Source organism: Streptomyces sp. NPDC059740 (assembly GCF_042733155.1).
In the GTDB taxonomy this organism is placed as follows: domain Bacteria; phylum Actinomycetota; class Actinomycetes; order Streptomycetales; family Streptomycetaceae; genus Streptomyces.
Genome location: NZ_JBHWGP010000007.1, coordinates 107,821 through 131,739 on the forward strand (window position 1 = coordinate 107,821; position 23,919 = coordinate 131,739).

Annotated in this window: 20 protein-coding genes; 11 read left to right on the plus strand and 9 right to left on the minus strand. The window is 72.0% G+C overall.

The annotated features are described in order from the left end of the window. Positions 1-106: 106 nt before the first annotated feature. Complete coding sequence (locus ACFV3R_RS11625) at positions 107-2,329, minus strand: trehalase family glycosidase (protein WP_385579412.1); 2,223 nt, start codon at positions 2,327-2,329, stop codon at positions 107-109. Between the two features lie 205 nt (positions 2,330-2,534). On the opposite strand from ACFV3R_RS11625, the gene ACFV3R_RS11630 reads away from it, so the two are divergent. The 5 genes from ACFV3R_RS11630 to ACFV3R_RS11650 all read left to right on the plus strand — a co-directional run bounded on the left by ACFV3R_RS11630 (position 2,535) and on the right by ACFV3R_RS11650 (position 8,375). Continuing rightward, positions 2,535-3,269: a translation initiation factor IF-2 gene (locus tag ACFV3R_RS11630; protein WP_385579413.1), complete on the plus strand. Its 735-nt coding sequence runs from the start codon at positions 2,535-2,537 to the stop codon at positions 3,267-3,269. Between the two features lie 194 nt (positions 3,270-3,463). Further along, positions 3,464-4,477, plus strand: a complete 1,014-nt coding sequence (locus ACFV3R_RS11635; RefSeq protein WP_385579416.1) for an NADPH:quinone reductase — start codon at positions 3,464-3,466, stop codon at positions 4,475-4,477. 629 nt (positions 4,478-5,106) lie between these two features. Next, complete coding sequence (locus ACFV3R_RS11640; protein WP_385579419.1) at positions 5,107-5,949, plus strand: ribonuclease BN; 843 nt, start codon at positions 5,107-5,109, stop codon at positions 5,947-5,949. 241 nt (positions 5,950-6,190) lie between these two features. After that, on the plus strand, positions 6,191-7,762 hold the full coding sequence (locus ACFV3R_RS11645; protein ID WP_385579422.1) for an ester cyclase: 1,572 nt from the start codon (positions 6,191-6,193) through the stop codon (positions 7,760-7,762). Between the two features lie 205 nt (positions 7,763-7,967). Further along, complete coding sequence (locus tag ACFV3R_RS11650) at positions 7,968-8,375, plus strand: VOC family protein (RefSeq protein ID WP_385579425.1); 408 nt, start codon at positions 7,968-7,970, stop codon at positions 8,373-8,375. Between the two features lie 118 nt (positions 8,376-8,493). On the opposite strand, the gene ACFV3R_RS11655 is transcribed toward ACFV3R_RS11650, so the two are convergent. Continuing rightward, the gene (locus ACFV3R_RS11655; protein ID WP_385579428.1) at positions 8,494-9,921 is read right to left on the minus strand and encodes an amidase; all 1,428 of its coding nucleotides are present in this window, start codon (positions 9,919-9,921) and stop codon (positions 8,494-8,496) included. 121 nt (positions 9,922-10,042) lie between these two features. Between ACFV3R_RS11655 and ACFV3R_RS11660 the strand changes: the two genes are divergently transcribed. Further along, positions 10,043-10,639 (plus strand): TetR/AcrR family transcriptional regulator, encoded by a 597-nt coding sequence (locus ACFV3R_RS11660; RefSeq protein WP_385579431.1) that lies wholly within the window; start codon positions 10,043-10,045, stop codon positions 10,637-10,639. A gap of 191 nt (positions 10,640-10,830) precedes the next feature. Here ACFV3R_RS11660 and ACFV3R_RS11665 read toward each other — a convergent pair whose 3' ends face one another. From ACFV3R_RS11665 to ACFV3R_RS11675, 3 genes are all read right to left on the minus strand, one after another. Continuing rightward, the gene (locus ACFV3R_RS11665; RefSeq protein ID WP_385579434.1) at positions 10,831-11,343 is read right to left on the minus strand and encodes a nitroreductase/quinone reductase family protein; all 513 of its coding nucleotides are present in this window, start codon (positions 11,341-11,343) and stop codon (positions 10,831-10,833) included. Beyond that, positions 11,340-12,269, minus strand: a complete 930-nt coding sequence (locus ACFV3R_RS11670) for an SDR family NAD(P)-dependent oxidoreductase (RefSeq protein ID WP_385579437.1) — start codon at positions 12,267-12,269, stop codon at positions 11,340-11,342. Before ACFV3R_RS11670 ends, ACFV3R_RS11665 begins: the two co-directional genes overlap by 4 nt. Positions 12,270-12,491: 222 nt before the next feature. Continuing rightward, on the minus strand, positions 12,492-12,995 hold the full coding sequence (locus tag ACFV3R_RS11675; RefSeq protein ID WP_385579440.1) for a phosphatase PAP2 family protein: 504 nt from the start codon (positions 12,993-12,995) through the stop codon (positions 12,492-12,494). Between the two features lie 252 nt (positions 12,996-13,247). Between ACFV3R_RS11675 and ACFV3R_RS11680 the strand changes: the two genes are divergently transcribed. From ACFV3R_RS11680 to ACFV3R_RS11690, 3 genes are all read left to right on the plus strand, one after another. Next, entirely contained in the window at positions 13,248-13,865 is a 618-nt protein-coding gene (locus ACFV3R_RS11680; RefSeq protein ID WP_385579443.1) for an ABC transporter ATP-binding protein, read from the plus strand. After that, positions 13,862-14,764 (plus strand): hypothetical protein, encoded by a 903-nt coding sequence (locus ACFV3R_RS11685; RefSeq protein WP_385579446.1) that lies wholly within the window; start codon positions 13,862-13,864, stop codon positions 14,762-14,764. The genes ACFV3R_RS11680 and ACFV3R_RS11685 overlap by 4 nt, the downstream gene beginning before the upstream one ends. 372 nt (positions 14,765-15,136) lie before the next feature. Then, a complete protein-coding gene (locus ACFV3R_RS11690) occupies positions 15,137-16,312 on the plus strand; it encodes an MBL fold metallo-hydrolase (protein WP_385579448.1) in 1,176 nt (391 codons plus the stop codon). Positions 16,313-16,487: 175 nt separating this feature from the next. On the opposite strand, the gene ACFV3R_RS11695 is transcribed toward ACFV3R_RS11690, so the two are convergent. Both ACFV3R_RS11695 and ACFV3R_RS11700 read right to left on the minus strand, forming a co-directional pair. Further along, positions 16,488-17,477 (minus strand): DMT family transporter, encoded by a 990-nt coding sequence (locus ACFV3R_RS11695; protein ID WP_385579451.1) that lies wholly within the window; start codon positions 17,475-17,477, stop codon positions 16,488-16,490. Positions 17,478-17,992: 515 nt separating this feature from the next. Beyond that, positions 17,993-18,283 carry a hypothetical protein gene (locus tag ACFV3R_RS11700; RefSeq protein ID WP_385579454.1) on the minus strand — a complete coding sequence of 97 codons (291 nt, stop codon included), beginning with the start codon at positions 18,281-18,283 and terminating at the stop codon, positions 17,993-17,995. Positions 18,284-18,729: 446 nt separating this feature from the next. On the opposite strand from ACFV3R_RS11700, the gene ACFV3R_RS11705 reads away from it, so the two are divergent. Next, entirely contained in the window at positions 18,730-19,533 is an 804-nt protein-coding gene (locus tag ACFV3R_RS11705; RefSeq protein ID WP_385579457.1) for an IclR family transcriptional regulator, read from the plus strand. Between the two features lie 177 nt (positions 19,534-19,710). Here ACFV3R_RS11705 and hutH read toward each other — a convergent pair whose 3' ends face one another. Beyond that, complete coding sequence (hutH, locus tag ACFV3R_RS11710; protein WP_385579460.1) at positions 19,711-21,246, minus strand: histidine ammonia-lyase; 1,536 nt, start codon at positions 21,244-21,246, stop codon at positions 19,711-19,713. Between the two features lie 230 nt (positions 21,247-21,476). Further along, the gene (locus ACFV3R_RS11715) at positions 21,477-22,925 is read right to left on the minus strand and encodes an amino acid permease (RefSeq protein WP_385579463.1); all 1,449 of its coding nucleotides are present in this window, start codon (positions 22,923-22,925) and stop codon (positions 21,477-21,479) included. A 165-nt stretch (positions 22,926-23,090) separates the two neighbouring features. On the opposite strand from ACFV3R_RS11715, the gene ACFV3R_RS11720 reads away from it, so the two are divergent. Beyond that, complete coding sequence (locus tag ACFV3R_RS11720) at positions 23,091-23,894, plus strand: IclR family transcriptional regulator (RefSeq protein WP_385579915.1); 804 nt, start codon at positions 23,091-23,093, stop codon at positions 23,892-23,894. Positions 23,895-23,919 lie beyond the last annotated feature (25 nt).

Sequence of the window (23,919 nt, forward strand, 5' to 3'; positions counted from 1 at the left end):
GCTCCCCCGCGCCTGCACGTCCTCCTGAGCCGGTGCGTACGCACCGGCCGGGCAAGCCACCGTCCGCGCGTCACGCGGACGGTGGGAACCCGTGGGGCGGCCCGGGTCAGGCCAGCAGCGGCAGGAGAAGCGCCGCCGACCAGCTGAAATTGGTCGAGTTCAGCTGCTTTCCGGTCTCCGAGTCGTAGTTCTCGCCGATCGGTGCGTTTCCGCTCAGACCGGCGGCGCGGCTGATCAACCTGTCGGTGAGGGCCCGGGCGTCCCTGTCGTAGCCGTAGCGGCGCAGCCCCTCGAGCGCGAAGTACGCCTGGTCGATCCAGACCGTGCCGCGCCAGTACGCCGTCGGGTCGTAGTGCGGCGAGCTCTTGGCGGTGACCGGCAGGGGCACGAACGTGTCGAACTCCGCCGGGTCGGTGAGCTTGTGCCGTACCGCCCGCGCCTGCCCGGCGTCCGCCGTGCCGGCCCACAGGGGCACAGCGCCCTCGATGCCCCGGCCCCGCGCGGTGAGTGGCTCACCGTCCAGCGAGGTGTCGTAGAACCAACCGGAAGCCTGGTCGTACATCCGGTTCCGCACGGCCCGGTGTGTCCCGGCCGCGCGGGTGCGCCACCTGGCGGCCTCGGCCGGCATGCCGAGGATGTCGGCGATCTTCGCCAGGAAGTCCTGCTCGGCGGCGAGGTAGGCGTTGAGGTCCACCGACTCCTGCCGGAGCGAGTAACCCAGGAGGCTTCCGTCGGCGGCGCGGTTCTCGGTGCTGGTGGCGCCGAGCGCGGCGTCAAACCGCGGGGCGTTGTCCATCCCGCTCTCCCAGCACGCGGCGAGCCGACGCTGTTCGTCACTGTCGTTGGCCGGATCGGCGGTCGCTCCGTACTCGGCCAGACCGTCACCGTCGTGGTCGCGGTTGCGGTACCACCACGCCTGGTATGCGGCGAGCTTGGGATACATCTCCCGCAGGAAGGCACGGTCACCGCCGTACCGGTAGACCTCCAGGACCGCCCACGCGGCCAGGGGCGGCTTGGAGTTGCGCTCGTTCCAGTTGGTGCCGCCGGTGCTGGGGTCGTTGTAGAAGACGCAGTCCGGGATCATTCCGGCGTCCTGCGGGCGGTCGGCGGAGTCAGGCTGTATCTGGTGGTCGAACATGGCCCGGATCTGGTCGGCGCCCAGGTCCGGGGCGAAGCGTGCGGTGCCGACCGCCTGCTTCCAGGTGTCCCAGGCCCACATGCCGCTGAACCACTTGTAGGAGATGGACGGGGTGATGCCGTCGTGCCTGATCTTCCCCGCGGCGGAACGCCAGTTGGTGATCAGCGTCTGCACCGACTTGGCAGCCAGCCGGCGGCGGTCGGCGGGCACGCCACGAGTGGCCCGGGAGAGGTAGGTGGACCAGCGGGCCGTGCCCTGGGCGGCCACCGCGACAGGTGCCAGCAGGGCACGACGGGCTGCTGCGGCGTCACGCTCGCGTTCGGCGGCGGTGAAGGTGTAGCTCTCGACCCGGTCCAGGGTGCGTGCGGCGCGGGGTGCGAGGGTGACGGGCTCGACCAGCTCGGTCCGGTAGCCGTCCCCGTGCACCGTGGTGCGGACGGCCTCCCGGTACGTCACCTCGAAGCGTTCGGTACCGTCCGTCAGGTAGTCCGAAGCCTCCCGCACCCGGGCGAACCCGACGGCCACACCCCGGTCGGTGGCGTGCAGCGACGGCGCGTCCCGCTGCGGCCCGTCCGCGGGGCGCAGCAAGCTGGCTCCCCAACTCACGCTGAGGGTGCGGGTGGTGCGGCCCGTATTGGTCAGCAGGGCTCGCACCAGCGCCGTCCGGTTGGAGGCGTAGCGGAGTTCCAGACACAGGGAGAGGCCGGAGCCGATCCGGTAGCTCTGCCGCAGCAGCCCGGGCAGGGAGGTGAGGCGCGGGGTGCCGCCACCCACCAGGTCCAGCTCCCTGCCGTCCTCCACAAGCCGTATCCGGGTGAAGCCGCTGCTCAGCCACCAGGGGTACTCCTGCGCGAGGTAGAGCGGGCCGGTGAAACCGCCGAGCGAGTCGGGCTGGTCGGCGCGCGGGAGTGCGTAGGCGTGCCAGGCGCCGAGGTCGGCGAAGACGTTGATCGGGTTGTTGTCCGCCGAGTCGCCGGGCAACGCCGCCGTGGGCACGCCGCCCAGGTCGAGGACGTCGGCGAACTCCTCGGTCGGTTCCGGGTGGCGGGGATCGCGGTCCTCGGGGCCTTCGGTGAGTGCCGGTTCGGCGGCTGCGGCCGTGGTGGCGGCTGCCGGGGGGAGGACAGCGGCGGCGGTGAGGGTGAGTGCACCGGCCGTGGTGATGAAGCCCCGTCGGTTCAGTTCGGTCATGCGTCCACCTCGGCGGGTCGGGCGGCGCCCACCGCGGTGGTCCCGTGCCAGGTCGGACACACCGGTCCGGCCGCAGCGACGCCGATGCGGCAAGTCCGGACGACATTACCCCTGCGTGAACTGGGCGCTTCCCCCGCATCGTTCCTGGGCCGGCCCGCGCATGCGATCGGTTGCCCGCCGCGCACGGCACCGCAAGGATGGACGTATGCGCCGACTGCCGCTCCTCGCCCCGCTGTTGCTGTTGACCGTCGGGTGCGGGGTGGTGCAGTCGTCCGAGGAGGAGGCGACGGATGCTGCTCGGGAGGCGGCCAGGAAGGTGGGCGAACAGCTCTACGGTCAGCGACCGCGCACGGCCGAGGAGGTCGGGCGCTCGGCTTCTCACCTCGACGGGGTCGACGTGCTGCGGGTGACGGGGATCTCGACGCGCGACGCGGACGGTGTCGACGTGGTGGTCCGCACGTCCGGCTCGGCGTACAGCGGATGGCTCGATCCTGAGGCGATCGTGGTGCGGCGCTGCTTCGCGGTGCGGGTCTCCCCCGACTCGCAGTGGGGTGAGGAGCCCCGTGACGTGGACTGCCCGCACGGTCCCCCACTGACCTTCGCCCCGCCGCCCGAACCGCCCCGGCTGCCCTACGAGCAGCTCCGAGCAGCACTTCCGCGCGTACCGAAGGACGGCAGGGTGGACGAGGCGGGGGTGCGGCGTGCGCTCACCGCACTGCGTCTTGATGCGGCGATCCGTACCGAGGTGAAAGCAGACGACGGCCGGGTCGGCGTTCTCCTGTCGGTCAAGGGCAACGGATTTGACGCCCAGGACTGCCTCCTGGCCCGCGTGGCTCCCGGCAGTACCGAGGTGTGGGTGCCGCCTCACATCCAGCGCATGCCCGGAGAAGGCGGCTGCACCGTCGGCAACGCCCTGCATCCCAAACCGTCACCGCACTGAACACGCTGCTGGGCCCGCTGCACCTGCGGTGGACGGCGTGCCCTGCGCGCCTGGCAGCGCTGAGCCCCGGCAGTGGTGGCCGGGCGCCCGGAATACCTCGCTCCGCAGCGAAGTTCATCAACTGGCCCTGCGCAGCGGCATCCTCTTCCTCGGCGCCGGGCGCACCGCAGGGACGAGCGCAGGACAGGTGAGAGATGAAGGCCATCATGCGGACGGCTGCCGGCGGACCTGAGGTCCTCCAATTCGTCGAGCGGCCGGTTCCCGAACCCGGGCCGGGCGAGGTGCGGGTCCGGGTGCGTGTCTCGGGTGTCAACCCGACGGACTGGCGCAGCCGCCGGCGTCCGCTTCCGGCGGGAGTGGACGAGCAGGTGCCCCACCAGGACGGTGCCGGGGTGATCGACGCCGTCGGTCCTCAGGTCGATCCGGAGCGGGTCGGGCAGCGGGTGTGGATGTGGGAGGCCGCCTGGGAGCGGCCCTGGGGAACGGCTCAGCAGTACACGCTCGTCCCCGACCGGCATGCCGTGCCCCTGCCCGACCACGCCTCGTTCGACCTCGGAGCGGCCCTGGGCATCCCTGCTCTGACCGCCCACCGCGCGCTGACCGTCCACGACGGCGGGCCCGGGCGCATCGCGCCCGGCTCTCTGCGGGGTGTGACGGTGTTGGTGGCGGGCGGTGCCGGTGCGGTCGGCAATGCGGCCGTACAGCTCGCCTGCTGGGCGGGGGCTCGGGTGATCACCACCGTCAGCAGTTCCGCCAAGGCCGCGCTGGCGCACGCCGCCGGTGCGCACCGGGTGGTCGACTACCGCAGGCAGGACGCGGTCGGGGAGATCCGGGACTTCGCCCCCGAGGGTGTCGACATCGTCGTGGAGGTCGCACCGGGCGCCAACGCCGGTCTGGACATCGCGGTGGCTGCACGGGGGGCGGTGGTGGCCTACTACTCGGGCGGCGAGGACGAGCGGCTTTCGGTCCCGGTACTTGCCTCGCTGCCGGCGAACCTCCGCTGGCAGGGCGTCTTCGTCTACACCGTGCCGACCGCCGCGAAGCGGCAGGCAGTCGCGGATGTGACGGCAGCCGTGGGCGCGGGCGCGCTGCGCGTGGGTGAGGAGGCCGGACTGCCGTTGCACCGCTTCGCGCTGGAGCGCGCCGCCGATGCCCACGCCGCACTCGAAGAGGGCCTGGTCGGGAAGGTCCTGCTCGACGTCCCGTGAGCGTCGTACCGGTCGGGGCGGGGAGACTCCGGGCCACAGGGCAGCCGGCTCGGTCGGGATCTCCACCACGGACGGCATGGCGCCGGCCGATGCCCAGTACGCGGGCCACCGTTACTGAGGCGGATCGCACCGGTTTCCCTCCCCGCTCTGGTGGCACGGTGGCCACGCCCCCCGACTGGCGGCCCGAGTGTGCAGTACGGGGTGGCCGACCTGAGGTGGCTGAAGCGGGTCCCGACCCGGACGGCGGGCTGCGAAGGGGCAGACCGAGCCGTGCGGGCAGCGGGCAGGGTGCCCGGAAGCTGACAGGGTAGCGACAGGGCGGCAGCCGACCGGGACAGCCGGTGGGGGGCGAGGGCCGGACGTGCTCAGGGAAGCGTGCACGCCCTGCCCCGGAGAGCCGTTCGCCTGCTCCCGGCCCCACGACCCGCGCGCCCGCGAGAGGGAAGGAGCACCTGTGGTAACGAAGCACTTACCAGGCCACCGGGCCCCGAACGACCGTCCCGGCCCGCCTGAGGGCCGGGACCCGAAGGCTCCGGCCGTGGGGCGCACCACGGTGGCTGCGGGGTGTGCGACGGGCGAGGCGATGCGGCGGACGGACGAGGACGGCGTCCCCGCACTGGGAGGACAGCATGCGGCGAGCGGTGCGGTGGGGTCCGGCTGAGCGGCTCGAACGCGACGTCCGGCGGATTGTGCGGGTCGGCAACGAGTTGGAGTTGCTTCACCGCGCGATGGCCTTCGCGGCGTTCGGCCTGGTCACCATCGCGCCGCTGTTGATCGTCGTAGCGGCGACCGATCCGCGCGGGCCGCGGGGTTTCGGCAGGTGGATCGTGGACGGCATGGGTTTGTCAGGCCACGCGGCGCGGGAGGTGCACGCGCTGTTCAACGCGCCAGGGCAGGCCCTCACGGCCACCGGCGCACTCAGCATGCTCGCCGTCGTGCTGTTCGGCCTGAGTTTCGCGGCGTGCGTGCAGACCGGCTACGAGCGGATCTGGGGGCTGACCACGGCGCTCTGGCACCGCCTGTGGCGACAGACGCTGTGGCTGGTGGTGCTGGTGGTCTACCTGTACGCCGAGGAGCAGACCGCGGACGTCTCGCCCGGCGGACTGCGGGTCGCCGTCACACTGGTCACCGGCACTCTGTTCTTCTGGTGGGGGCAGCGCATGCTGCTCGGCTCCCGGGTCTCCTGGCGGGCCCTGCTGCCCGGCGCCCTCCTGACCATGACCGGGCTCATCGGACTGCGCGAGGTGTCCGTGCTGTTCTTCGCGCCGCTGCTGGTGACCAACGCCCTCACCTACGGTCCGGTGGGCACGGTCCTCGTGGTGGAGAGCTGGCTCGTGGGCGTCGGCTACGTGGTGTTCGGCGGCGCGGCGCTCGGCGCACAGTGGGAGTACCGGCGCAGGCGGCACGGCAGGGCTGCACGGGCACTGCGGACGGAGGACGACGGCAAGCCCGGCCCACCGGGCAGTGCGTGAGGTGACCGTTCGGGGCGGGTGGACGGCCCGGGGGTTCCAGCCCACTGGGCCTTGCCCTCCCTTCACGGGCACACCTACAATTGCGCATACGTATGCACGTTTACGGTGCCCGTCCGCCCACACCGCCTCACGGACCGCGCCATGGGCGAGGCGACGCCGGACGACACCCCGTCAACGGCACAGTGGCCACGCTCCTCACGTACGACACCTGAGAGTATCCACGTGCAGGAGGCATTCCGGTTTGGCATTCGTATCTACTGGTAGCCCGGGACAGCGGGATCGGCGAACCGTCGCCCACGCGGTCGCCCTGGCGGTGTTCATCCCGCTGCTCGCCGCCGCGGGTCGCCTCCCGGACCGGATCGGTCGCAGGCCCCTGCTCCTGGCCGGGTCCGTGTGCACGGTGGTGCTGATCCCACTGAGCTTCTGGGTCGCGCACGGCCGCACCCTCGGCGCCGCGCCGGGCGCCCAGCTCATCTATCCGGTACCCGAGTTCTGCATCGCCGTGCCCCTCGCCGCCTGGCTGCCCGAGATGGTGCCCACCCGGCTGCGCGTCACCGCGACGGCCCTCGGCTTCAACGTGCCGTTCGCCCCCTTCTCCGGCACCGCCACCGTGATCGCCACCGCCCTCGTGGGCCGGCCCGGGAGGCTGTACTCGGTCTGCCTCTACCTCGGCGGGCTCGCCGCGATCTCCTTCGCCGGCCTCCTGCGTGGTCTGCAGGAGGCCGCCCAGGGGGACTCCCCCGCGGCCGTTTCGCCGGAGCCCCTGCCCGGCACGGCCTCCGCCCCACCCGTTCCCCAGGAGGGATGGCCTGTGCCGACACCCACCACCCCCGATCCCGGCGCCCACGCCCCGTACGCGACGGTCGAGGAGTACGTCCGGGTCTGGACCGACCGTATCTGGCAGGAGAGGGGGGTAGGACTGATCCGCGAGTGCTACGCCCCCGAGGTCGTCGTCCACGGTGCGCTGGGCACCGTCACCGGTGTCGAACCGGTGGTGCACGGCACGCTTCAGCGCATCACCGCCTTCCCCGACCGCATAGGCGGAGCTGAGGACATCATCTGGGAGGCGCGCGGAGCCGACGCGTTCCTCAGCTCCCACCGGTCCCTGCACACCGGCAGCCACCGCGGCCACAGCGCCTACGGCCCGCCCACCGGTCGCCCCTTCGCCTTCCGGGGCATCGCACACTGCCTGGTGCGGGACGGCTGGTTCGTCGAGGAGTGGCTGGTGCGCGACGAGTACGAGCTGGTGCGCTCCCTCGGCCTGGACCCGGCTCAGGTCGCCGCCGGGATCGCCGCGCACGGCGGTGCCGCGTGTCCCACCGTCCAGGAGCCCGGCGGTGACCTGCTGGCCGCCGGCGTCTCCGGGGGCCGCCCTGCTGCGCACAAGGCGGAGTGCGAGCTGGTACTCACCCAGTTCCACGAGCTGTGGAACCAGTGCCTGCTGGACCGCACCGAGCGGTTCTTCGCCCCCGACGTCCGCTGCCACACCACCCGCTTCCGTACGCTCCAGGGCCGCGACCAGTACCGCGACGAGGTGATCTCGCTGCTCGGCTGCCTCCCCGACGCACAGGTCACGGTGCTCGACCTGGCGGCCCACACCGCCGCTGACCGCGGAACCCGGGTGGCGGCCGTGTGGCGGCTGGAGGGCCACTACACCGGCGTCCCTGCCTACGGCCCGCCCACCGGTCAGCCGGTCACCGTCCTCGGCATCAGCCACTACCTCGTCCGGGACGGGCACATCACCGAGGAGTGGCGGGTGTACGACGAACTGGCCCTCCTGGTGCAGATCGAGGGGCAGCGCCAGGCCGGCTGACGGCCCGCAGCGACCCGTCCCCGGGCGCCGGCTTCTCAGAACCAGAGAGGGCCGTGGCCGGCTGGAGAAGGGAGCCGACCACCGTCCTGCCGCGGCCCCGCGGGTCTCCCCGAGGGGCGGCGGGGCAGGGCCGGACAGCCGGCGACGTGACTGGCCGGGCGGGGGGGGGTGGTGTGTCCGTACGTCCTGCAGGCAGGATCGCGTGATGACCCATCTCGGACTGACGACCATCGTGGTGCAGGACTACGACGAGGCCATCGCCTTCTACCGGGACGCCCTCGGCTTCGAACTCCTGGAGGACACCCGGCTCGACGACGGCAAGCGGTGGGTGGTGGTCGCTCCGCCGGGTGCACGGGAGACCGCCGTGCTCCTGGCCAGAGCCGTGACCGGTGAGCAGGAGGCCCGTGTCGGGGACCAGACCGGGGGCCGGGTCGGCTGGTTCCTGAACACCGACGCGTTCGACCGCGACTACGCGCGGATGCGGGCGGCCGGAGTCGTGTTCGAGGAATCACCACGGCAGGAGCCGTACGGCACGGTCGCCGTGTTCCGGGACCTGTACGGGAACCGCTGGGACCTGCTCCAGCTGCGCCGGCCCGGCGGCCCCGCGCGGTGAACCGGCTCCGGACTGCGGCGGCGTCGGTCACGAAGGACGTCCGTGAGGACGTCCGTCCCAGCGGACGCACCTGAGGCGCTTGACGGATCCGACCGCGGGTTCCCGGTCGCCCACGGGGTCAATCGACTCGCCCTTCACGCGGGTCGATCGGTGTGAGAACGCCGAGCCGCTCCTCGATCAGCTGCGCCGCAGCCAGACACAGGTCCTCACGGAACGCGCGCCCGACGACCTGTACCCCCGTCGGCAGCCCGTCGGTCACTCCGGTCGGTACGGCCACGCCGGGGACGCCGACGAAGCTGGTCACCGTGCACAGGCGCATGGCCAGGCCGACCCGGTCCCGCCCAGCCCTGTTGTGGGACTCCAGCCCCGGCTCGACGGGTGGTTCGGTGAACACCGGGCCGAGCAGCAGCGGATACGCGTCGAGGAACTCGGCCCAGGAACGGCGGATGTTCATCCAGGTACCCATCAGCTTCATGAACTTCTCCACGCCGACCGGCGGGGTCTGCTCCATGGCCATCTCGATGTAACGGTCCCCGCCCGCTCCGAGCAGCCCGCGCACCGCCGGCCACGTCGGGGCGAACTCGGTCACGGTGATCCGGCCGTACGCCTCGAGTGCCTCGTCCAGTCGCGGCACGTCCGGTACCTCACGAACCTCGTACCCGGCGTTCCGCAGCACCTCGGCCGCGGCCTCGACGGCCTCCCGGACCACCGGGTGGACGCCGTGCCCACCCGGGTCCGCCACGACCGCGACCTTCACCGGTCCCGGGAGCGGCTCTCCGTGGACGGGCACCGGTACGGCCCTTGGGTCACGCGGGTCGGTGCCGGCCAGCACCTCGTGGACCAGCCGCAGGTCGTGCACGCTCCGGGCCAACGGGCCGTCCGTGACCAGGATCTGCGACGCCGGACCGGGGTCGTCGGAGCCGAGGACGCGGTGGTCCGCGGGGAAACGTCCGCTGGTCGGCTTCAGTCCGGCCACGCCGCAGAACTGGGCGGGGATGCGCACCGAGCCCCCGGAGTCGTTGCCGAGCCCGAACCCTGCCATACCGGTGGCGACGGCCACCGCGTCGCCACCGCTGGTGCCGCCCGGGGTCCGGGTGCGGTCCCACGGGTTGGCGGTGTCGCCGAACAGCTCGCTGCGCGTGTGCATGCCCGCGAGGGCCAAGGTGGGCATGTTGCTGTGCCCGATCGGGATGGCCCCGGCTGCGCGCAGTCGGGCAACGGGAGGTGCGTCCGCCGGTGCGACCAGGTCGCGGAAGCGTTCCGTGCCGAACGTGGTCGGGACGCCTTCGACAGCAGTGCTCTCCTTCACCGTGAACGGCACGCCCGCGAGCGGCCCCAGCACCTCGCCGGCTGATCGCCGACGGTCCGTCTCCTCGGCGGCCCGGCGTGCGCGCCCTGCCAGGAGTTGGGTGACCGCGTTCACCTGGGGGTTGACCTCGGCAATGCGCTCCAGGTGGCTGTCGACCAGTGCGGCAGCCGAGACGGATCCGCTGCGCACCGCGTCCGCCTGTGCGGCAGCCGGCATCCTCCACAGGGGGCTCTGCATGGTCTCGCCTTCCTCATCGTATCGATGCGCTCGTATCGGAACTGTAGCCTCGAAGCGATACAGGTGCATCGAATAAGCTGGCCCGCGACGCGGAACGCGGCACAGCAGGGAGGCGGCAGGGGTGCCCAGACAGGTGGATCACGCGAGCCGGCGCCGCATCATCGCCGAGGCGGTCTGCCAACTCGCCGACGAACGCGGGTTGGAGGGCGTGACGTTCCGGGACGTCGCCGCCCGTGCGCAGGTCTCGACGGGCGCGGTTCAGCGGTGCTTCCGCACCAGGGAAGAGATGCTCGTGTTCGCTCTCGAGTACATCGGCGAGCGGATCAGCGAGCGCATGCACGCCCGTCTCGTCAGGAGCCCGGCCCAGTCGGCGGGCACCGCCCTGGGTCACGCGGCCACCGAGATCTCACTGCTGGACGAGGAGCATCGCGCCGAAGCCAGGGTCTGGCTCGCCTTCGTCGCACAGGCGGCTGTCGACGAGGCGCTGGCCGAAACGCTCAGAGCGAACTACGCAGCTCTGCAGAACGCGTTCGCCCGTCTCGTCTCCGAAGCCGGCGAGAGCGCCGACCGGACCCGTCCCCTCGACGCGCAACGCGAGGCCCGCACCCTCCTTGCGCTCACGGACGGCCTCACCGCTCAGGTCCTCGTCGGCCACCTCACGCCCCAAGCCGCGCAGGACGTCCTCCACGCCCACCTGAGCAGGCTCTGGGAACGGTGAACCCGGTCGCCGCACACCACCGCGTACACCCCCGGCCACCAGCACCGGCCCGGGCCGCGCCGAGGTGGCGACAGCGAGGGCAGCGACGGTGAACCGGGCGGTCCGGGGAGGCCGCCTCCTTCGTACGCGGTCGTCCTCGTACCGGTCGCCGGCCGGCACTGGCCACGGCACAAGCCGGGCTCAGGACCGGCTCATGTTTTTTCGCCGCTTGTGAGGGGCGTGAGGAGGAACACCCGCACCTTCCGGTGGCTGCGTTCGGCGTACGCGTCGAAGGGGGGCATCAGCTGCAGAATCCGTCCGCGGGCGGCATCTTGTTCTTGCGGCGTGAGCTGCCGGGCCCGGACCCGAACGGAAGTACCTCTCCAGTTGATGACGGCCCGAGGGTCTCGCAGGAGGCGATCGGACCATCTCGGGTGCCGTGTCCGGCCGAAGTTCGTCGCCACCACCAGAAAACCGCCTGAACTGTCCCGGTCGGCGAGCAGGGGAGTCAGCCGTGGTGTGCCGTCACGGCTGACGGTGTGCAGTACGGCCACCGGACGCAGCAGGCGGCTGGGCATCCACCGGCCGTTGGTGCGGCGATAGGTCCAGAGGTCCAGTCGTGGGAGAAGGCGCGGTCCCCAGCGGCGCAGAAGCCCACTGTAACCCACCCACAGCAGGAGTTTCCGGTGCAGACGGGCAGTTGCTCCAGCGGATCGCCCGGTCATGACGGGGAGGCCCGGGGGTGGGCTGCCCTGGGAAAGGGATGGCCGGTGAGTCGCTGCGACAGTCGCCACAGGTGCTCGGCGCTACGGGAGTCGCCGGCGCGGCGTGCGGCTCTGGCCTGTACGGGGGGACCGGACCATTCCCATCGGCCGCCGGGGCCGACCAGCGTCCCGCCGGCGAGGTGCGGGTCGGTGGCAGCGCGCAGCAGCGGTAGGGCCGCCTGTTCGGGACTGTGCCATCGGGCCTGAAGCCATTCCAGGGCCCGGGCCCGCGCACGATGGTCGTCGGTGCGCAGGGCCCGGGAGCCGAGCGTGGTGTTGACCAGGCCGGGATGGGCCGCGAGTGAACGCAGCGGCAGGTCACGGGCGTTGGCCCAGGTGTGGAGGCCGTGGGTGAACAGGAGGTTGGCCAGCTTGGAGTCGAAGTAGGCCGTCCAGCGGCGGTAGGGGACCGGTCGGAGAATCTGGTGGGGGCGGAAGCGGCCGAGCCAGTGGAGCACTGACGTCACGTTCACCACCCGCGGCTCGGGCGAGTTCAGCAGTGCGGGCAGCAGGTGGCCGGTGAGAGCGAAATGCCCGAGGTGGTTGACGGCGAAATGGGCTTCGTAGCCGTCCGCGCTGCAGGTGGGAGGGAGCGCGGCCACACCGGCGTTGTTGATCAGGATGTCCAGCCGGCCTCCGGTGAGGCGGGCGATGCGCCGAGCCGCTTCGCGGACCTTCCCGAGGTCGCCCAGGTCACAGGCGACACTCTCCGGGTGAGCCCGCGGCACCCGGCGCCGCACCGTTCCTGCCGCCGCGGCTGCCTCCTCGCCGCACTCGCAGGCCAGGATCACCTCAGCGCCGTGACGGGCCAGGTGCTCGGCGACTGCCAGACCGATGCCGCGGCTGGCTCCGGTGACCAGCGCGATGCGCCCGGACAGGTCGGGCACTTCTCCGGGCGACCAGGACTGCTGCGCCGGGCCCCAGCGTCGCCATGGTGGCGGGACGGCGAGATCATGCGCGCACGTCCCGGCACGCACTGCCGGTCTCCGGTCTTCGCTCACATCCGCTCAACGACGACGCGAGGACGAGGTGGCGGCCGCTCAGCGCACTGGACACGGACGGGAAGGGCGCCACGCGTTGCCGGGTACGCCGCAGCATCCACCCAGGCGTCAGCGGCTCCAGTACGCGGTGGCGCAGCAGACTGCTGTGCCCAGCCCGGCTCCCGTCAGGACCTGGGGCGGGGTGTGTGCGCCCAACTGCAGGCGGGACCAGGCGATCGCGGCCACCAGTACGTAGAGCACGGCCCAACGCACGTCCACCAGGAGGACCAGGAGAGTGGTGCTGGCGGCGGCCGCACTGGTGTGCAGGGAGATCTTGCCGAAACACGTGCATGCCAGTACGAGGGCGACCAGCAGCGGGGCCACGGCTCCCACCGCAAGCAACGGGCGTGGCGCCCCCAGGTGCCTGCAGAGGAGCCACACCGCAGCTCCTGCCATGACACTCGCCGTCAGCAGTACGATCCGGTGCCCGCGCCGGGAAGGAACCGGGTCCGGCCACCACCGCAGTCGTGCGCCCACGAAGGCGAGGGCCGCGCAGGACAGCGCCCAGGAGCCGCTGCCACCCAGCCCCCACAGGAGGCCGGCCAACGGAGGTTCGGAGCCGTACCAGCTCACGGCGCCGCCTGCGAGAACCGGCAGGAGCGGTGGAGGGAAGCAGGTGCTCAGGTAACGCGCCAGTCGTGACCGGCCGGACGCGGAGATCGTGATCGTTGCCACGCCAGATGAACGAGCCGGCAGCAGTGAAGTTGCCGGCACACCACAGCCGACGGGACACAACCGGCGGACTTTCTGGGTCAGTTGCCGTGACCGTGCCTGCTCGCGTCAGTTGAGAGGGGCGACGTCTGGATTCCGGTCAGGGGAACGGTCATGGCAGAAGGCCCACAGTTGCACCTCAGCGCAGTGCACAAGGCGTACGGTCGGCGTTCTGTACTGCGCGGAGCCGATCTCACCGTCGAGCCCGGCACGCTCGCGGGAGTGGTGGGCGAGAACGGGTCGGGCAAGAGCACACTGCTGCGCATCGCGGTCGGGCAACTCGCCCCGGACCACGGCACCGTCCGGTGCGGCAGCCCGCCGGGGTACTGCCCGCAGCAGGCGGTGGTGAACGACATGCTCACCGTCGCGCAGCACCTTCGGCTGTTCCAGGTCGCCTACCGGTTGCCGCAGCTGCGCTATGCCTGGCAGCTGGTGGACCTGCTCGGCTTCCAGGACGAACGTCGCACCCGGGCGGGAGAACTCAGCGGCGGTACCCGGCAGAAGCTGAACCTGACCCTGGCACTGATGCACGACCCGCCGCTCCTCGTGCTGGACGAGCCCTACCAGGGCTTCGACTGGGACACACACCAGCGCTTCTGGGATCTGGCGATCCGCCTGCGCGACCGAGGACGCTCGGTGGTGGTCGTCTCCCACCTCCTGCACGACCTGCAGCACTTCGACACCGTCCACCACCTGCGGGAGGGCCGACTGCATCGGGAGGTGACGCGATGAGACACCAGTGGACCGCGTTCACGGTGGCCCTCGGCTTCACTCTCACCGGCCATCTGCGCAACCGCCTGGCGGCGAGCATGACCGCGTTCTTCGTCCCGACCTGGATCTACCTGGTCCGCGTCACCGCCCTGAACAAGGACATCACCTTCCACAGCAGCGCCCTCGACATCGAGGTGACCGCCTCGATGAACCGCACCATCCAGGTCTCCAGCGCCCTGCACGCCGTCATCGTGGTCGTCGGGTTCATGATGTTCATGGCCACCTTCAACTCCCGGCAGCTGGACCTGCGCCTGGTGCTGGCCGGTTACCCCCGTCTGCAGTTGCTGGCCGCCAAACTCGTGGCCCTGCTCGTCATCACCACGCTGCTCACCTGCTACTGCGTCCTCTTGCTGGAGCTGTCCTGGCCGCTGGCCCGGCCGTGGGACGTGGCCGCCGCTGCGGCGTCGGCCATGCTGGCCTACGGAGGACTGGGCCTCATGGCCGGCTTCCTGCTGCGCGGCGAACTCGAGGGCTTCTTCGTCGTGGTGATGACCACGCTCATCGACGTCGGCATGCAGAGCCCGGTCTCCAACCCCGCCGGAGACCAGTGGGGGTTGAGCGCCCTGCCTCTGTACGGACCTGCCCAAGCCGCCCTGGCCTCGTCCTTCACTCACACGGCTTCCCTGACGTGCGCCGCCAGAGCTCTTGCGTGGTTCGCGGCCACCGGTGCCGGGGCCCTGTTCGTTTTCTGCATGCGCACACGTCACTACGCGCGCTCCGGCGCAACTTCGCCCCGACCCGACCCGCTCGGTGCCGACCGGGCGGGCAGTTCTGCGGCCGGCAGGTGTGCCGCGACCGCCGACTCGACGACGAGGCGGAGCGAGGACGCGGACCCTTCCAGGACGGTGGTCGATCCGTAGACCTGCACGCTTCCCGCGCCGCGAGCAAGGTGTCGGCGGGGTCATCATTCCGCCTCGTAGGCACAGGTGTTGAGGCGGGCCGTGGCGGGCGCGGTCGTCCCGGCGCCGTCCGTGGTTCCCCGGCATCGACCGGAAGTCGTACGCCGGCATGGCCGGGCACACGACATGGCGGGTGTCGACCCGGCCCGGAGTCGTCAGAGGTGCGGCCGTCCCCCTTGTGGGGAGCGACCGGCACTCCTACGATCGACCGCACTTAGTTAAGCCCTTAGGTAATCGTCGTCACCACGGGGCCGCGGCGTCGGCGCCTGTGCGGAGGGCGGTCGAACCGGCCTCGCGGGCTGTCGGCGGGCCGACGGTGAGGTGGAGGCCACGGTGGAGAAGTCCTCGACGAGCGTCCCGGAGCGTGACGGACGGCACGGGGTGGCGCGGCGCCGCTTCCTGGGGGCGTCGGCGGCGGCCGCCACGGGACTCGTGGCCGCGGCGCCCCCGGGGTACGCAGCGGCCGGCGTTGACACCCCGGCGACGCGCCCCCGGACCGCCCCGCAGCCGTCGGGGGGCGGCGGGCGGAGCCACCGCAGCGAGGTCGTGCTGCTCGGCGTGCTCGGCGGGCCGCCCCCGGAGGCGACGGCGAACGGCATCGCCAGCGCCCTGGTGGTGGGTGACCGCGTCCACCTGATCGACTGCGGGCGCGGCGCCGTCTCGCAGTACCTCCGGGCCGGACTGCGCCTGGCCGACCTGGCGTCGGTTTTCGTCACCCACCTGCATGCCGACCATGTCTGTGACTACTACGACTTCTTCCTCCTCGGCGGCTTCGGGCCGAACGACGAGGGCGACGCGGTGCGCCGGCCGGTGCACGTCCACGGTCCCGGACCCGCGGGTGCGCTGCCGCCGGCAACGGCCGGGCAGAGCACCGTCTCACCGGGCGACCCCACCCCGGGCCTGGCCGGGCTGACCACGTACCAGATGGCCGCGTTCGCCTACCAGACGAACCTCTTCATGCGGTACTCCGGCACCACCGACCCCCGTGAACTGGTGCGGGTCCACGAGATCGACGTGCCGTCAGTGGGCGCGAGTCCCCTGGGCGCCACCGCTCCCGACATGGAACCGTTCCTCGTCACCGACGACGGGACGGTCCGGGTGAGTGCCGTGCTCGTGCCGCACGGCCCCGTGTTCCCCTCGTTCGCCTACCGCTTCGACACCCCGGACGGGTCCGTGGTCTTCTCCGGCGACACCACCGTCTCCCGGAACGTGGAGCGTCTGGCCCGCGGCGCGGACATCCTGGTGCACGAGGCGATCGACCTCGACGCGCAGGCCGCGGCCGGAGCGCCGCCCGGGCTCCTGGCCCACCTGCGGGAGTCGCACACCGACGTCGACGCCCTCGGCCCGCTCGCCGAACGCGCGGGGGTCGGCACCCTGGTCCTCACCCACCTCATGCCCTCCGCGGTCCCGGCCCGGCGGTGGGCCCGCAGGGCGGGGCGAGGTTTCCGGGGCCGGGTGGTCGTCGGCACCGACCTGGCCCGGATCGCCCTCCCGGGGGGCCGAGGCTGACCGTCCCGGACACCGGCTGAACCGTCAGCCCCCTCGCGGAACGCCGCCGCCCCGCGTCCCGTGGGCACCGTTCGGCGGACGTCCCTCCGCCGACGTGGCTCGAACCCGCCTCGCCGCTGCCGGTCGCGACAGCAGTAGGCCGCGGAGGACGCGCGCCGCAGGCGCAGTGCTGCCCTCAGGCGTTCCCGGCCTGCGCGCCCTCGTCCTCCGCCGGCCCGGCGGCGACCACACGGGACTGCGTCCGGGCACCGGTCGCGCGCCACGGCAACCTGCCCTGCGTCACCGCGATCACGGCGCCCAGCACCAGCACCAGCGCCCCGATGCCCTGGACCCAGCCGAGGGACTCGTCCAGGAGAAGGGTGGCGCACAGCGTGTTGATGACGGGCACGTTGAACATCATGAGGGAGGCCCGGGCCGGGCCGACGGTGCCCACTCCCCGGTAGTAGAGGAGGTTCGCCACGGCTGCGGCGCCGACGGCCAGGAAGGCCGTGTTCAGCCAGACGCCGACCGGCAGGTCGCTCCACGCCACGTCGGCCGCGTCGGGCGCCGCGAGGACTCCGAGGAGCAGGGCACCCGCGCAGGTCGCGTACGTGGTGGCCTTCAGTGGCTCGACGCCCGTGAGGACGCGTGGACCCGCCAGGGTGTACGAGGCCCAGCACACCGCACTCAGCAGGAACAGCGCGTCGCCCGGAAGACGGGAAGATCCGCCGCCCCCGCTGCCGCCGGCTCCGAGGAAGAAGGTCCCGGCGCCGGTGAGTCCGAGGGCCAGGCCGGTGACGCGCGCCCAGGTCGGCTTCTCCTTGCCGGTTGCCAGGAGGAACGTGCTGGTGAGGACCGGGCTCATGACGGGGATGAGAATTCCGGCGTCCAGGGAGGGGGCGAGTGACAGCCCCCAGAAGAAGAAGCCGTTGTAGGCGAAGACGCCCAGCACCCCGGCGGCCGCCGCGCGCCAGCCGTTGCGGGCCGGTACGCGTGCCCTCCTGCTGCCCGACACCGCCATGGCGAGCAGCAGGGCCAGCGCGGCGCCACCGAATCGCAGGAAGGCGCCCACGGAGTGCGGTACGTGCCCCACAAGGGACTTGGAGCTGGAGAAGGCACTTCCCCAGAGCAGCATCGTCACCATCAGCAGTGCGTACGGACTGCGCAACCTGTTCGTCTTTCCCATCCGTCGACCCTGCCCGACGGTTCTCTTCCTGACTTGAACGCTCGTGCGCCACGCGCCGGCCTGCACTCGCTGGTGTGCACTCACCGGCCTCCCCCACTCCGGCATGAACTCAGCGGTCTGCACGCGCCGCTCTGGTGCATCGGTCCGGTGCTGTGCTCGCATGCCGTACCCGCGCAGGCGGTGGTGCGGCGTGGACGAGCCACCAGGACGACCCGTCCACCCCACTCCCCCGGGTACGGGACGAGCAGCCCTCCCCCATCGGCGTCCGCCGGCCATGGCGAGGCGCCGACGCCGGGCGCCGAGGCGGGTAAGGGGTCCTTGCCATATGAGCGTCCGATGAGGTCGCGTGGTCCGGTGCCGTGCATCGCAAGGCGCCGGAGAGTCCTCGTAGCGGAGCTACTAGGGCTTTTCGGCAAGGCCGCGAGGTGCGGTGCCGGACCACGCGGCCCGGGCGGGCATATGGCAAGGACCCATAAGCGCCCCGGCGCCCCTCACCGTGGGGAGGAGACGGACGTCTACCGCGCCGCCGGGCGCTCCGGCCAGTCGCTGTCGCCGGCCGCCGCGAGCCGGCGGCGGCACAGTTCGGCCGCTGCGAAGAGGTCGCTGTCCGGGCCCTGTGCGTACAGGTCCATCTCACGTGCCGCCTCGGCGAGGTGGCGCCAGAAGGCGTGCGGTGGAGCGAGTTCCTCGCCCAGGTAGACCAGCATGTCGAAAGCGAGTTCGGTCTCGTTGAGGCGGAGGAACTCGTCCGTCTGCGGCAGTGCCGCCTTGGGCACCCCTGCCGCGCTCAGGTCTGCCTCCGGCAATCGGGAGAGGAGGCGGCGGGCAGTGTGGAGGTGACCACGGGCCCGCCTCCAGCTCGCGTGAAGTTCCGCTCGGTCCACGGCCATGACAACCAGTCTCTCCACCGCAGCAGAGGCTGTCCGCAGAAATCGGCAACCGGTGACTGCGCCACCGCACGGACCGGCCACCGACACGGCCGCCCAGCCGTCGCGCGCGTCCCGGGCGGGCGGACCCCGGTGAGGCGGGCACGGCGTCCCGCACCGGTCGGCCCGGGTCGACCAGGCGGCCGAGGCCAGGTGTCCCTGGAGCCGTGGCGGCCGGCGGCCTGGTCGGTCGCCGCCACGCCGCCGGGCTGCGGCGAGTCCCGGGGGTCCTGGACACGGTAGGCGCCGAGGTCCGGCGTCTCGCATCCGAGACCGAGCCGGTCGCACGCGGCGGTCCGTACCGGAATGCGGCTTACGCTACGAGCATGTCCACGGTCCCCGCAGCCGCTCAGGTGCTGGCCGTCCTGCGGTATCTGGCACGTCAGGTGGGTCCGGTGCCGGCCGCCGCCATCAGCCGTGACGTGCACCTGCCCCGTTCCACCACCTACCACCTGCTCGACACCCTGGTGCAGGAGGGCTTCGTCGTCCACCTGCCGGAGGAGCGGCGGTACGGCCTGGGCGTGAGCGCCTTCGAGCTCGGTTCCGGCTACAGCCGGCAGGCGCCGTTCCAGCGGCTGGCGCGGGTGCCGCTGGCCCGCCTCGTCGACCGGACGGGGCACAACGCCCACCTCGCGGTGTTGCACGGGCGTGAGGTGATCTACGTGATCGAGGAGCGGGCGCCGGGGCGGGCGCCGTTGGTGACCGAGGTCGGTGTGCGGCTGCCGGCACACCTGACCGCCAGCGGCCGAGCCCTGCTCGCCTGGCTGCCGCATCCGCAGGTCCGGGCGCTGTTCCCGAACCCGTCGGCCTTCGTGCTGCGCAACGGCACCGGACCCGACTCGCTGTCCGCCCTGCGGCGGTTGCTGGCCGAGGCCCGGCGGCGGGGTTACGCGACCGAGGAGGGCGAGGTCACCGTGGGTTGTTCCTCGGTCGCCGCGCCGGTCCTGGACCACACCGGCCACCCGATCGCGGGCGTGGCGGTGACCTTCCCCGGCGAGGAGGTGGACGCGCCGGCCCGGCAGGCCGTCGCCGACGAGGTGTGCCGGACCGCCCGGGAGCTGACCCGCCGGGTGGGCGGCGTCGTCGAGACACCGCCCGCCGGGGCCGAAGCGGCGCAGCACCACGGGTGACCGGTGCGGTCCGTGACACGGCCGGTCAGGTACGAGTGGCCCGTACGGTCCGTGATCCGGGCAGTCGCTCTCGCGCGGCCACGGACCACGCGGTTTCCGGCCCCCTCCCCCGCGTCGGACCCCTTGCCGGGGCGCGGGTGACAGGCCCCCGTCGCGCCCCGGCCGGGGTTCCGGGCGTCAGACCAGGCTGCCCACTGCGGACTCGGCGGCGGCCACGGCCCGGCCCGAGGCCACGTACTGCACGGCCTCCTCGATCTCCGGGGCGAGCCAGCGGTCGGTGCCCGGGCCCGGGACGGTCTCGCGCAGGCCGTCGCGCACAGCAGCGGTGCCCGGGGCCGGGGTCAGCGGGGCACGCAGGTCCAGGGCGCGCGCGGCGGTGTAGAGCTCGACGGCCAGGACGCGGGTGAGGCCGTCCAGGGCGCGCCGCAGCTTGCGGGCCGCGGACCAGCCCATGGAGACGTGGTCCTCCTGCATCGCGCTGGACGGGATCGAGTCGACCGATGCCGGCGTGGCCAGGCGCTTGAGCTCGGAGACGATCGCGGCCTGGGTGTACTGGGCGATCATGTGGCCGGAGTCGACGCCGGGGTCGTCGGCGAGGAAGGCGTTGAGCCCGTGGTTGCGGGCCACGTCCAGGAAGCGGTCGGTGCGCCGCTCGGCGACGGACGCCAGGTCGGCGACCGAGATGGCCAGGAAGTCCAGGACGCAGGCGACGGGCGCGCCGTGGAAGTTGCCGTTGCTCTCCACCCGGCCGTCGAGGGTGACGACGGGGTTGTCGACGGCGCTGGCCAGTTCGCGGGCGGCGACCGTCTCGGCGTGCGCGAGGGTGTCGCGGACGGCGCCGTGCACCTGCGGCGAGCAGCGCAGCGAGTAGGCGTCCTGGACCCGGGTGCACTCCGGGCCGCGGTGGCTGGCGACGATGGCGGAGTCGGCGAGCAGCGAGCGGAGGTTGGCGGCGCTGTCGGCCTGGCCCGGGTGCGGACGCAGGGCCTGCAGGTCGGCGGCGAAGACGGCGTCGGTGCCGAGCTGGCCCTCCACGCTCATCGCGGCGGTGATGTCGGCGGTGCGCAGCAGCTGCCGCAGGTCGTGGGCGGCCAGGACGAGCATGCCGAGCATGCCGTCGGTGCCGTTGATCAGTGCCAGGCCCTCCTTCTCCTGGAGGACGACCGGGGTGATGCCGGCGGCGGCCAGTGCCTCGGCGGCGGGCTTGCGGTTGCCGCCGGCGTCCCGCACCTCTCCCTCGCCCATGACGGCGAGGGCGCAGTGGGCGAGCGGTGCGAGGTCGCCGGAGCAGCCGAGCGAGCCGTACTCGTGGACGACGGGGGTGATGCCGGCGTTGAGCAGTGCGGCGTAGGCCTCGGCGGTCTCGGTGCGCACGCCGGTGCGGCCGGTGGCCAGGGTGGACAGACGCAGCAGCATGAGCGCGCGGATGACCTCACGCTCCACCTCGGCGCCCGAACCGGCGGCGTGCGAGCGCACGAGGCTGCGCTGGAGCTGGGCGCGCAGCTCGCCGGGGATGTGCCGGGTGGCCAGCGCGCCGAAGCCGGTGGAGACGCCGTAGTGCGGCTCGACGTCGTCGGCCAGGGCCTCGATCACCTCTCGGCTGCGGGCGATCTCCTTCAGGGCGTCCGGCGCCAGGGCCACGGGGGCGTCGTGGCGGGCAACGGACACAACATCGTCGGCCGAGAGCGGGCCGACACCAACAACAACAGTCATGTCTTCAGTGAACGCGCATGTCAGGGGCGTCCGCGAGGGCTGAGAGGGAGAGTATGTCTGGGATCCCAGACGTTGTCTGCCGTCCCTCCCGCCCCGGTGCGCGTCCCGGGCCACAACGGGCGGGGCCCGCCGCCCGGTCCGGCACGCGCGGTGCGGGAGCGGGCGGCGGGCCCCACTTCGGTGGTGATCCGCCGGTGCGGTGATCCGGCGGCCGGGGTCCGGGCGGTGACTCAGCCCAGTCGCTGGTAGGCCGCCGCCTGGTCCTCGTGGTCTGCCGTGGCGTGGCCGGAGGCTGCGGTCCCGGAGGCGGCGGGGTCCGGGCCGACGGCACCGTTGCGACGCGTTCCCACCGCGTAGGCGACCCCGAGCAGGGCCAGCCAGACCACGCCGACCAGCAGGGCGACCCGGGTGCCGGCGGAGAACCCGAGGAGGACCAGGACGCCGACCATGAAGACGATCGCGACGATCTGTCCGTAGGGCCAGAACGGCGCCGGGTAGCGCAGGGTGTCGGATTCGCTCCTGGGCATCTTGCGGCGGGCGTTGAACTGCGTGAGCAGGATCATCAGCCAGACCCAGACCGTGGCGAACGTCGCGATCGAGGAAATGATGAGGAAGACCTTCTGCGGTATCAGGTAGTTCAGCAGAACACCGACCAGAAGCGCCACGATCATGATGAGGACGGTCATCCACGGAACGCCGTTGCGGGAGAGCCGGCGCATGACGGCCGGCGCCTGCCGGCGTTCGGCCATTCCGTACATGATGCGTCCGGCGGCGAAGATGTCGCTGTTGATGGCGGACAACGCCGCGACGATGACGATGAGGTTGAGCAGGGTGGCCGCGAACTTCACGCCGAGCCCGGCGAAGATCTCGACGAACGGCGAACCGGCGGAGTCGACCTTCGTCCAGGAGTTGAGCGACATGATGACGGCGAGGGTCAGCACGTAGAACAGCACGATGCGGACCGGGATGGAGTTGACCGCGCTGGGGATGGCCCTGTCCGGCTCCTCCGCCTCGCCCGCCGTCACGCCGATGATCTCGGTGCCGCCGAAGGCGAACATCACGACGGCGAAGGACATGACGAAACCCTGCGCGCCCTTGGGGAAGAAACCGCCGTGGCTCCAGAGGTTGGAAACACCCACCTGGTCGCCGCTGAGCCCGAAGACCAGAATGGCCAGGCCGGCGATGATCATGGCGATGATGGCGGCGATCTTCACCAGCGAGAGCCAGAACTCCAGCTCCCCGAAGACCTTGACGCTGAAGAGGTTCAGCGCCCCGATGACGAGGACCGCGGCCAGCAGCCAGATCCAGCGCGGCACGTCGGGGAACCAGAATCCCATGTAGACGCCGAGTGCGGTGATGTCCGCGAGGCAGACGATGACCATCTCGAAGGCGTAGGTCCAGCCGGTGGAGAATCCGGCGAACGGTCCGAGGTATTTGGTGGCGTACTCGCCGAAGGAACCCGCACACGGCCGGTGCACGGCCATTTCACCGAGGGACCGCAGCACCAGGAAGACGGCGGCGCCGCCGATCAGGTAGGTGAGGAGAACCGCCGGCCCGCCGACCTTGATGGATTCCGATGACCCGTAGAAGAGTCCGGTGCCGATGGCGGAACCGAGTGCGATGAAGCGGATGTGGCGAGACTTCAGTCCCCTGCTCAAGGTCGGCGTGTCGGTAGTCAACGAATGCCCTCCTTCGGGACTCCAGTGTCCCGGACGGGGTGACGGGGGGTGACGAGGGGGAGGGCGGCGACCGGACGCGGGCAGGGCGGCCCTCACGACGAAGGCACCTGTATATTCCTGTATATACAGGTGCGTCAAGAGGGTGATCCAGTGAGTGAACACGAGATGTCGTCGAGCACCTCACCGGCGGTCGGGCGGGCGTTGGACATCCTGCTCCACCTCGCCGGACGCTCCGGACCGGTCCGGGCCTCGGCCCTCGCCCGCGACCTGGGTATCCCTCGCTCGTCGGCCTACCACATCCTGACGGTGCTGGTGGACCGCGGCTTCGTGACCTACCTGCGGGAGGAGCAGACCTACGGCCTGGGCGTCTCCTCCTTCGAGATCGGGTCCGCCTACCTGCGCCACGAACCGCTGGAGCGCCTGGCCCGCCCCATCCTGCGCCACCTTGCGGGCCAACTCGACCAGACCGTCCACCTGGGCGTGCTGTACGGGGCGGAGACCGTCTACCTGCTCAAGGAACGCCCCGCGACCTCGCGCACCGGCGACGCCGACGTCTCACTGGTCACCGACATCGGGGTCCGGCTGCCGGCGCACCTCACCGCCAGCGGGCGGGCGGTGCTCGCGCACAGCACGCAGGCGCAACTACGTGCCCTGTTCTCCCGCCCCGGCGGGCTCGTCACCCGTACCGGTCGCGGACCGCGCTCCCTGAGTGAGCTGTTCCAGTTGCTGAAGGAGGACCGCGCCCGCGGCTGGTCGGAGGAGGTCGAGCTGGTCTCGGAAGGGTTCCGCTCGGTGGGCGTGGCCGCCTTCGACCACCAGGAGCGGCCGGTCGCCGCGCTCAGCAGCACCTGGAACCGCAGCTACTGCCGACACCGCCCGGAACACGTGCGCGAGGTGCTCCGGCAGGGCGCGGCCCGGCTGACCGCCGCGGTCGCCGGCCGCGCCCCGTCCCCCTCGCGCGAAGAATGACGCCCGGCGCGACGGGCGCCCTCGG

Bases quoted from the DNA above. Each gene is read 5' to 3' on its own strand.
- ACFV3R_RS11625 (WP_385579412.1), bottom strand. From the start codon at position 2,329: ATGACCGAACTGAACCGACGGGGCTTCATCACCACGGCCGGTGCACTC.
- ACFV3R_RS11630 (WP_385579413.1), top strand. From the start codon at position 2,535: ATGCGCCGACTGCCGCTCCTCGCCCCGCTGTTGCTGTTGACCGTCGGG.
- ACFV3R_RS11635 (WP_385579416.1), top strand. From the start codon at position 3,464: ATGAAGGCCATCATGCGGACGGCTGCCGGCGGACCTGAGGTCCTCCAA.
- ACFV3R_RS11640 (WP_385579419.1), top strand. From the start codon at position 5,107: ATGCGGCGAGCGGTGCGGTGGGGTCCGGCTGAGCGGCTCGAACGCGAC.
- ACFV3R_RS11650 (WP_385579425.1), top strand. From the start codon at position 7,968: ATGACCCATCTCGGACTGACGACCATCGTGGTGCAGGACTACGACGAG.
- ACFV3R_RS11655 (WP_385579428.1), bottom strand. From the start codon at position 9,921: ATGCAGAGCCCCCTGTGGAGGATGCCGGCTGCCGCACAGGCGGACGCG.
- ACFV3R_RS11665 (WP_385579434.1), bottom strand. From the start codon at position 11,343: ATGACCGGGCGATCCGCTGGAGCAACTGCCCGTCTGCACCGGAAACTC.
- ACFV3R_RS11680 (WP_385579443.1), top strand. From the start codon at position 13,248: ATGGCAGAAGGCCCACAGTTGCACCTCAGCGCAGTGCACAAGGCGTAC.
- ACFV3R_RS11685 (WP_385579446.1), top strand. From the start codon at position 13,862: ATGAGACACCAGTGGACCGCGTTCACGGTGGCCCTCGGCTTCACTCTC.
- ACFV3R_RS11695 (WP_385579451.1), bottom strand. From the start codon at position 17,477: ATGGGAAAGACGAACAGGTTGCGCAGTCCGTACGCACTGCTGATGGTG.
- ACFV3R_RS11705 (WP_385579457.1), top strand. From the start codon at position 18,730: ATGTCCACGGTCCCCGCAGCCGCTCAGGTGCTGGCCGTCCTGCGGTAT.
- hutH (WP_385579460.1), bottom strand. From the start codon at position 21,246: ATGACTGTTGTTGTTGGTGTCGGCCCGCTCTCGGCCGACGATGTTGTG.
- ACFV3R_RS11720 (WP_385579915.1), top strand. From the start codon at position 23,091: ATGTCGTCGAGCACCTCACCGGCGGTCGGGCGGGCGTTGGACATCCTG.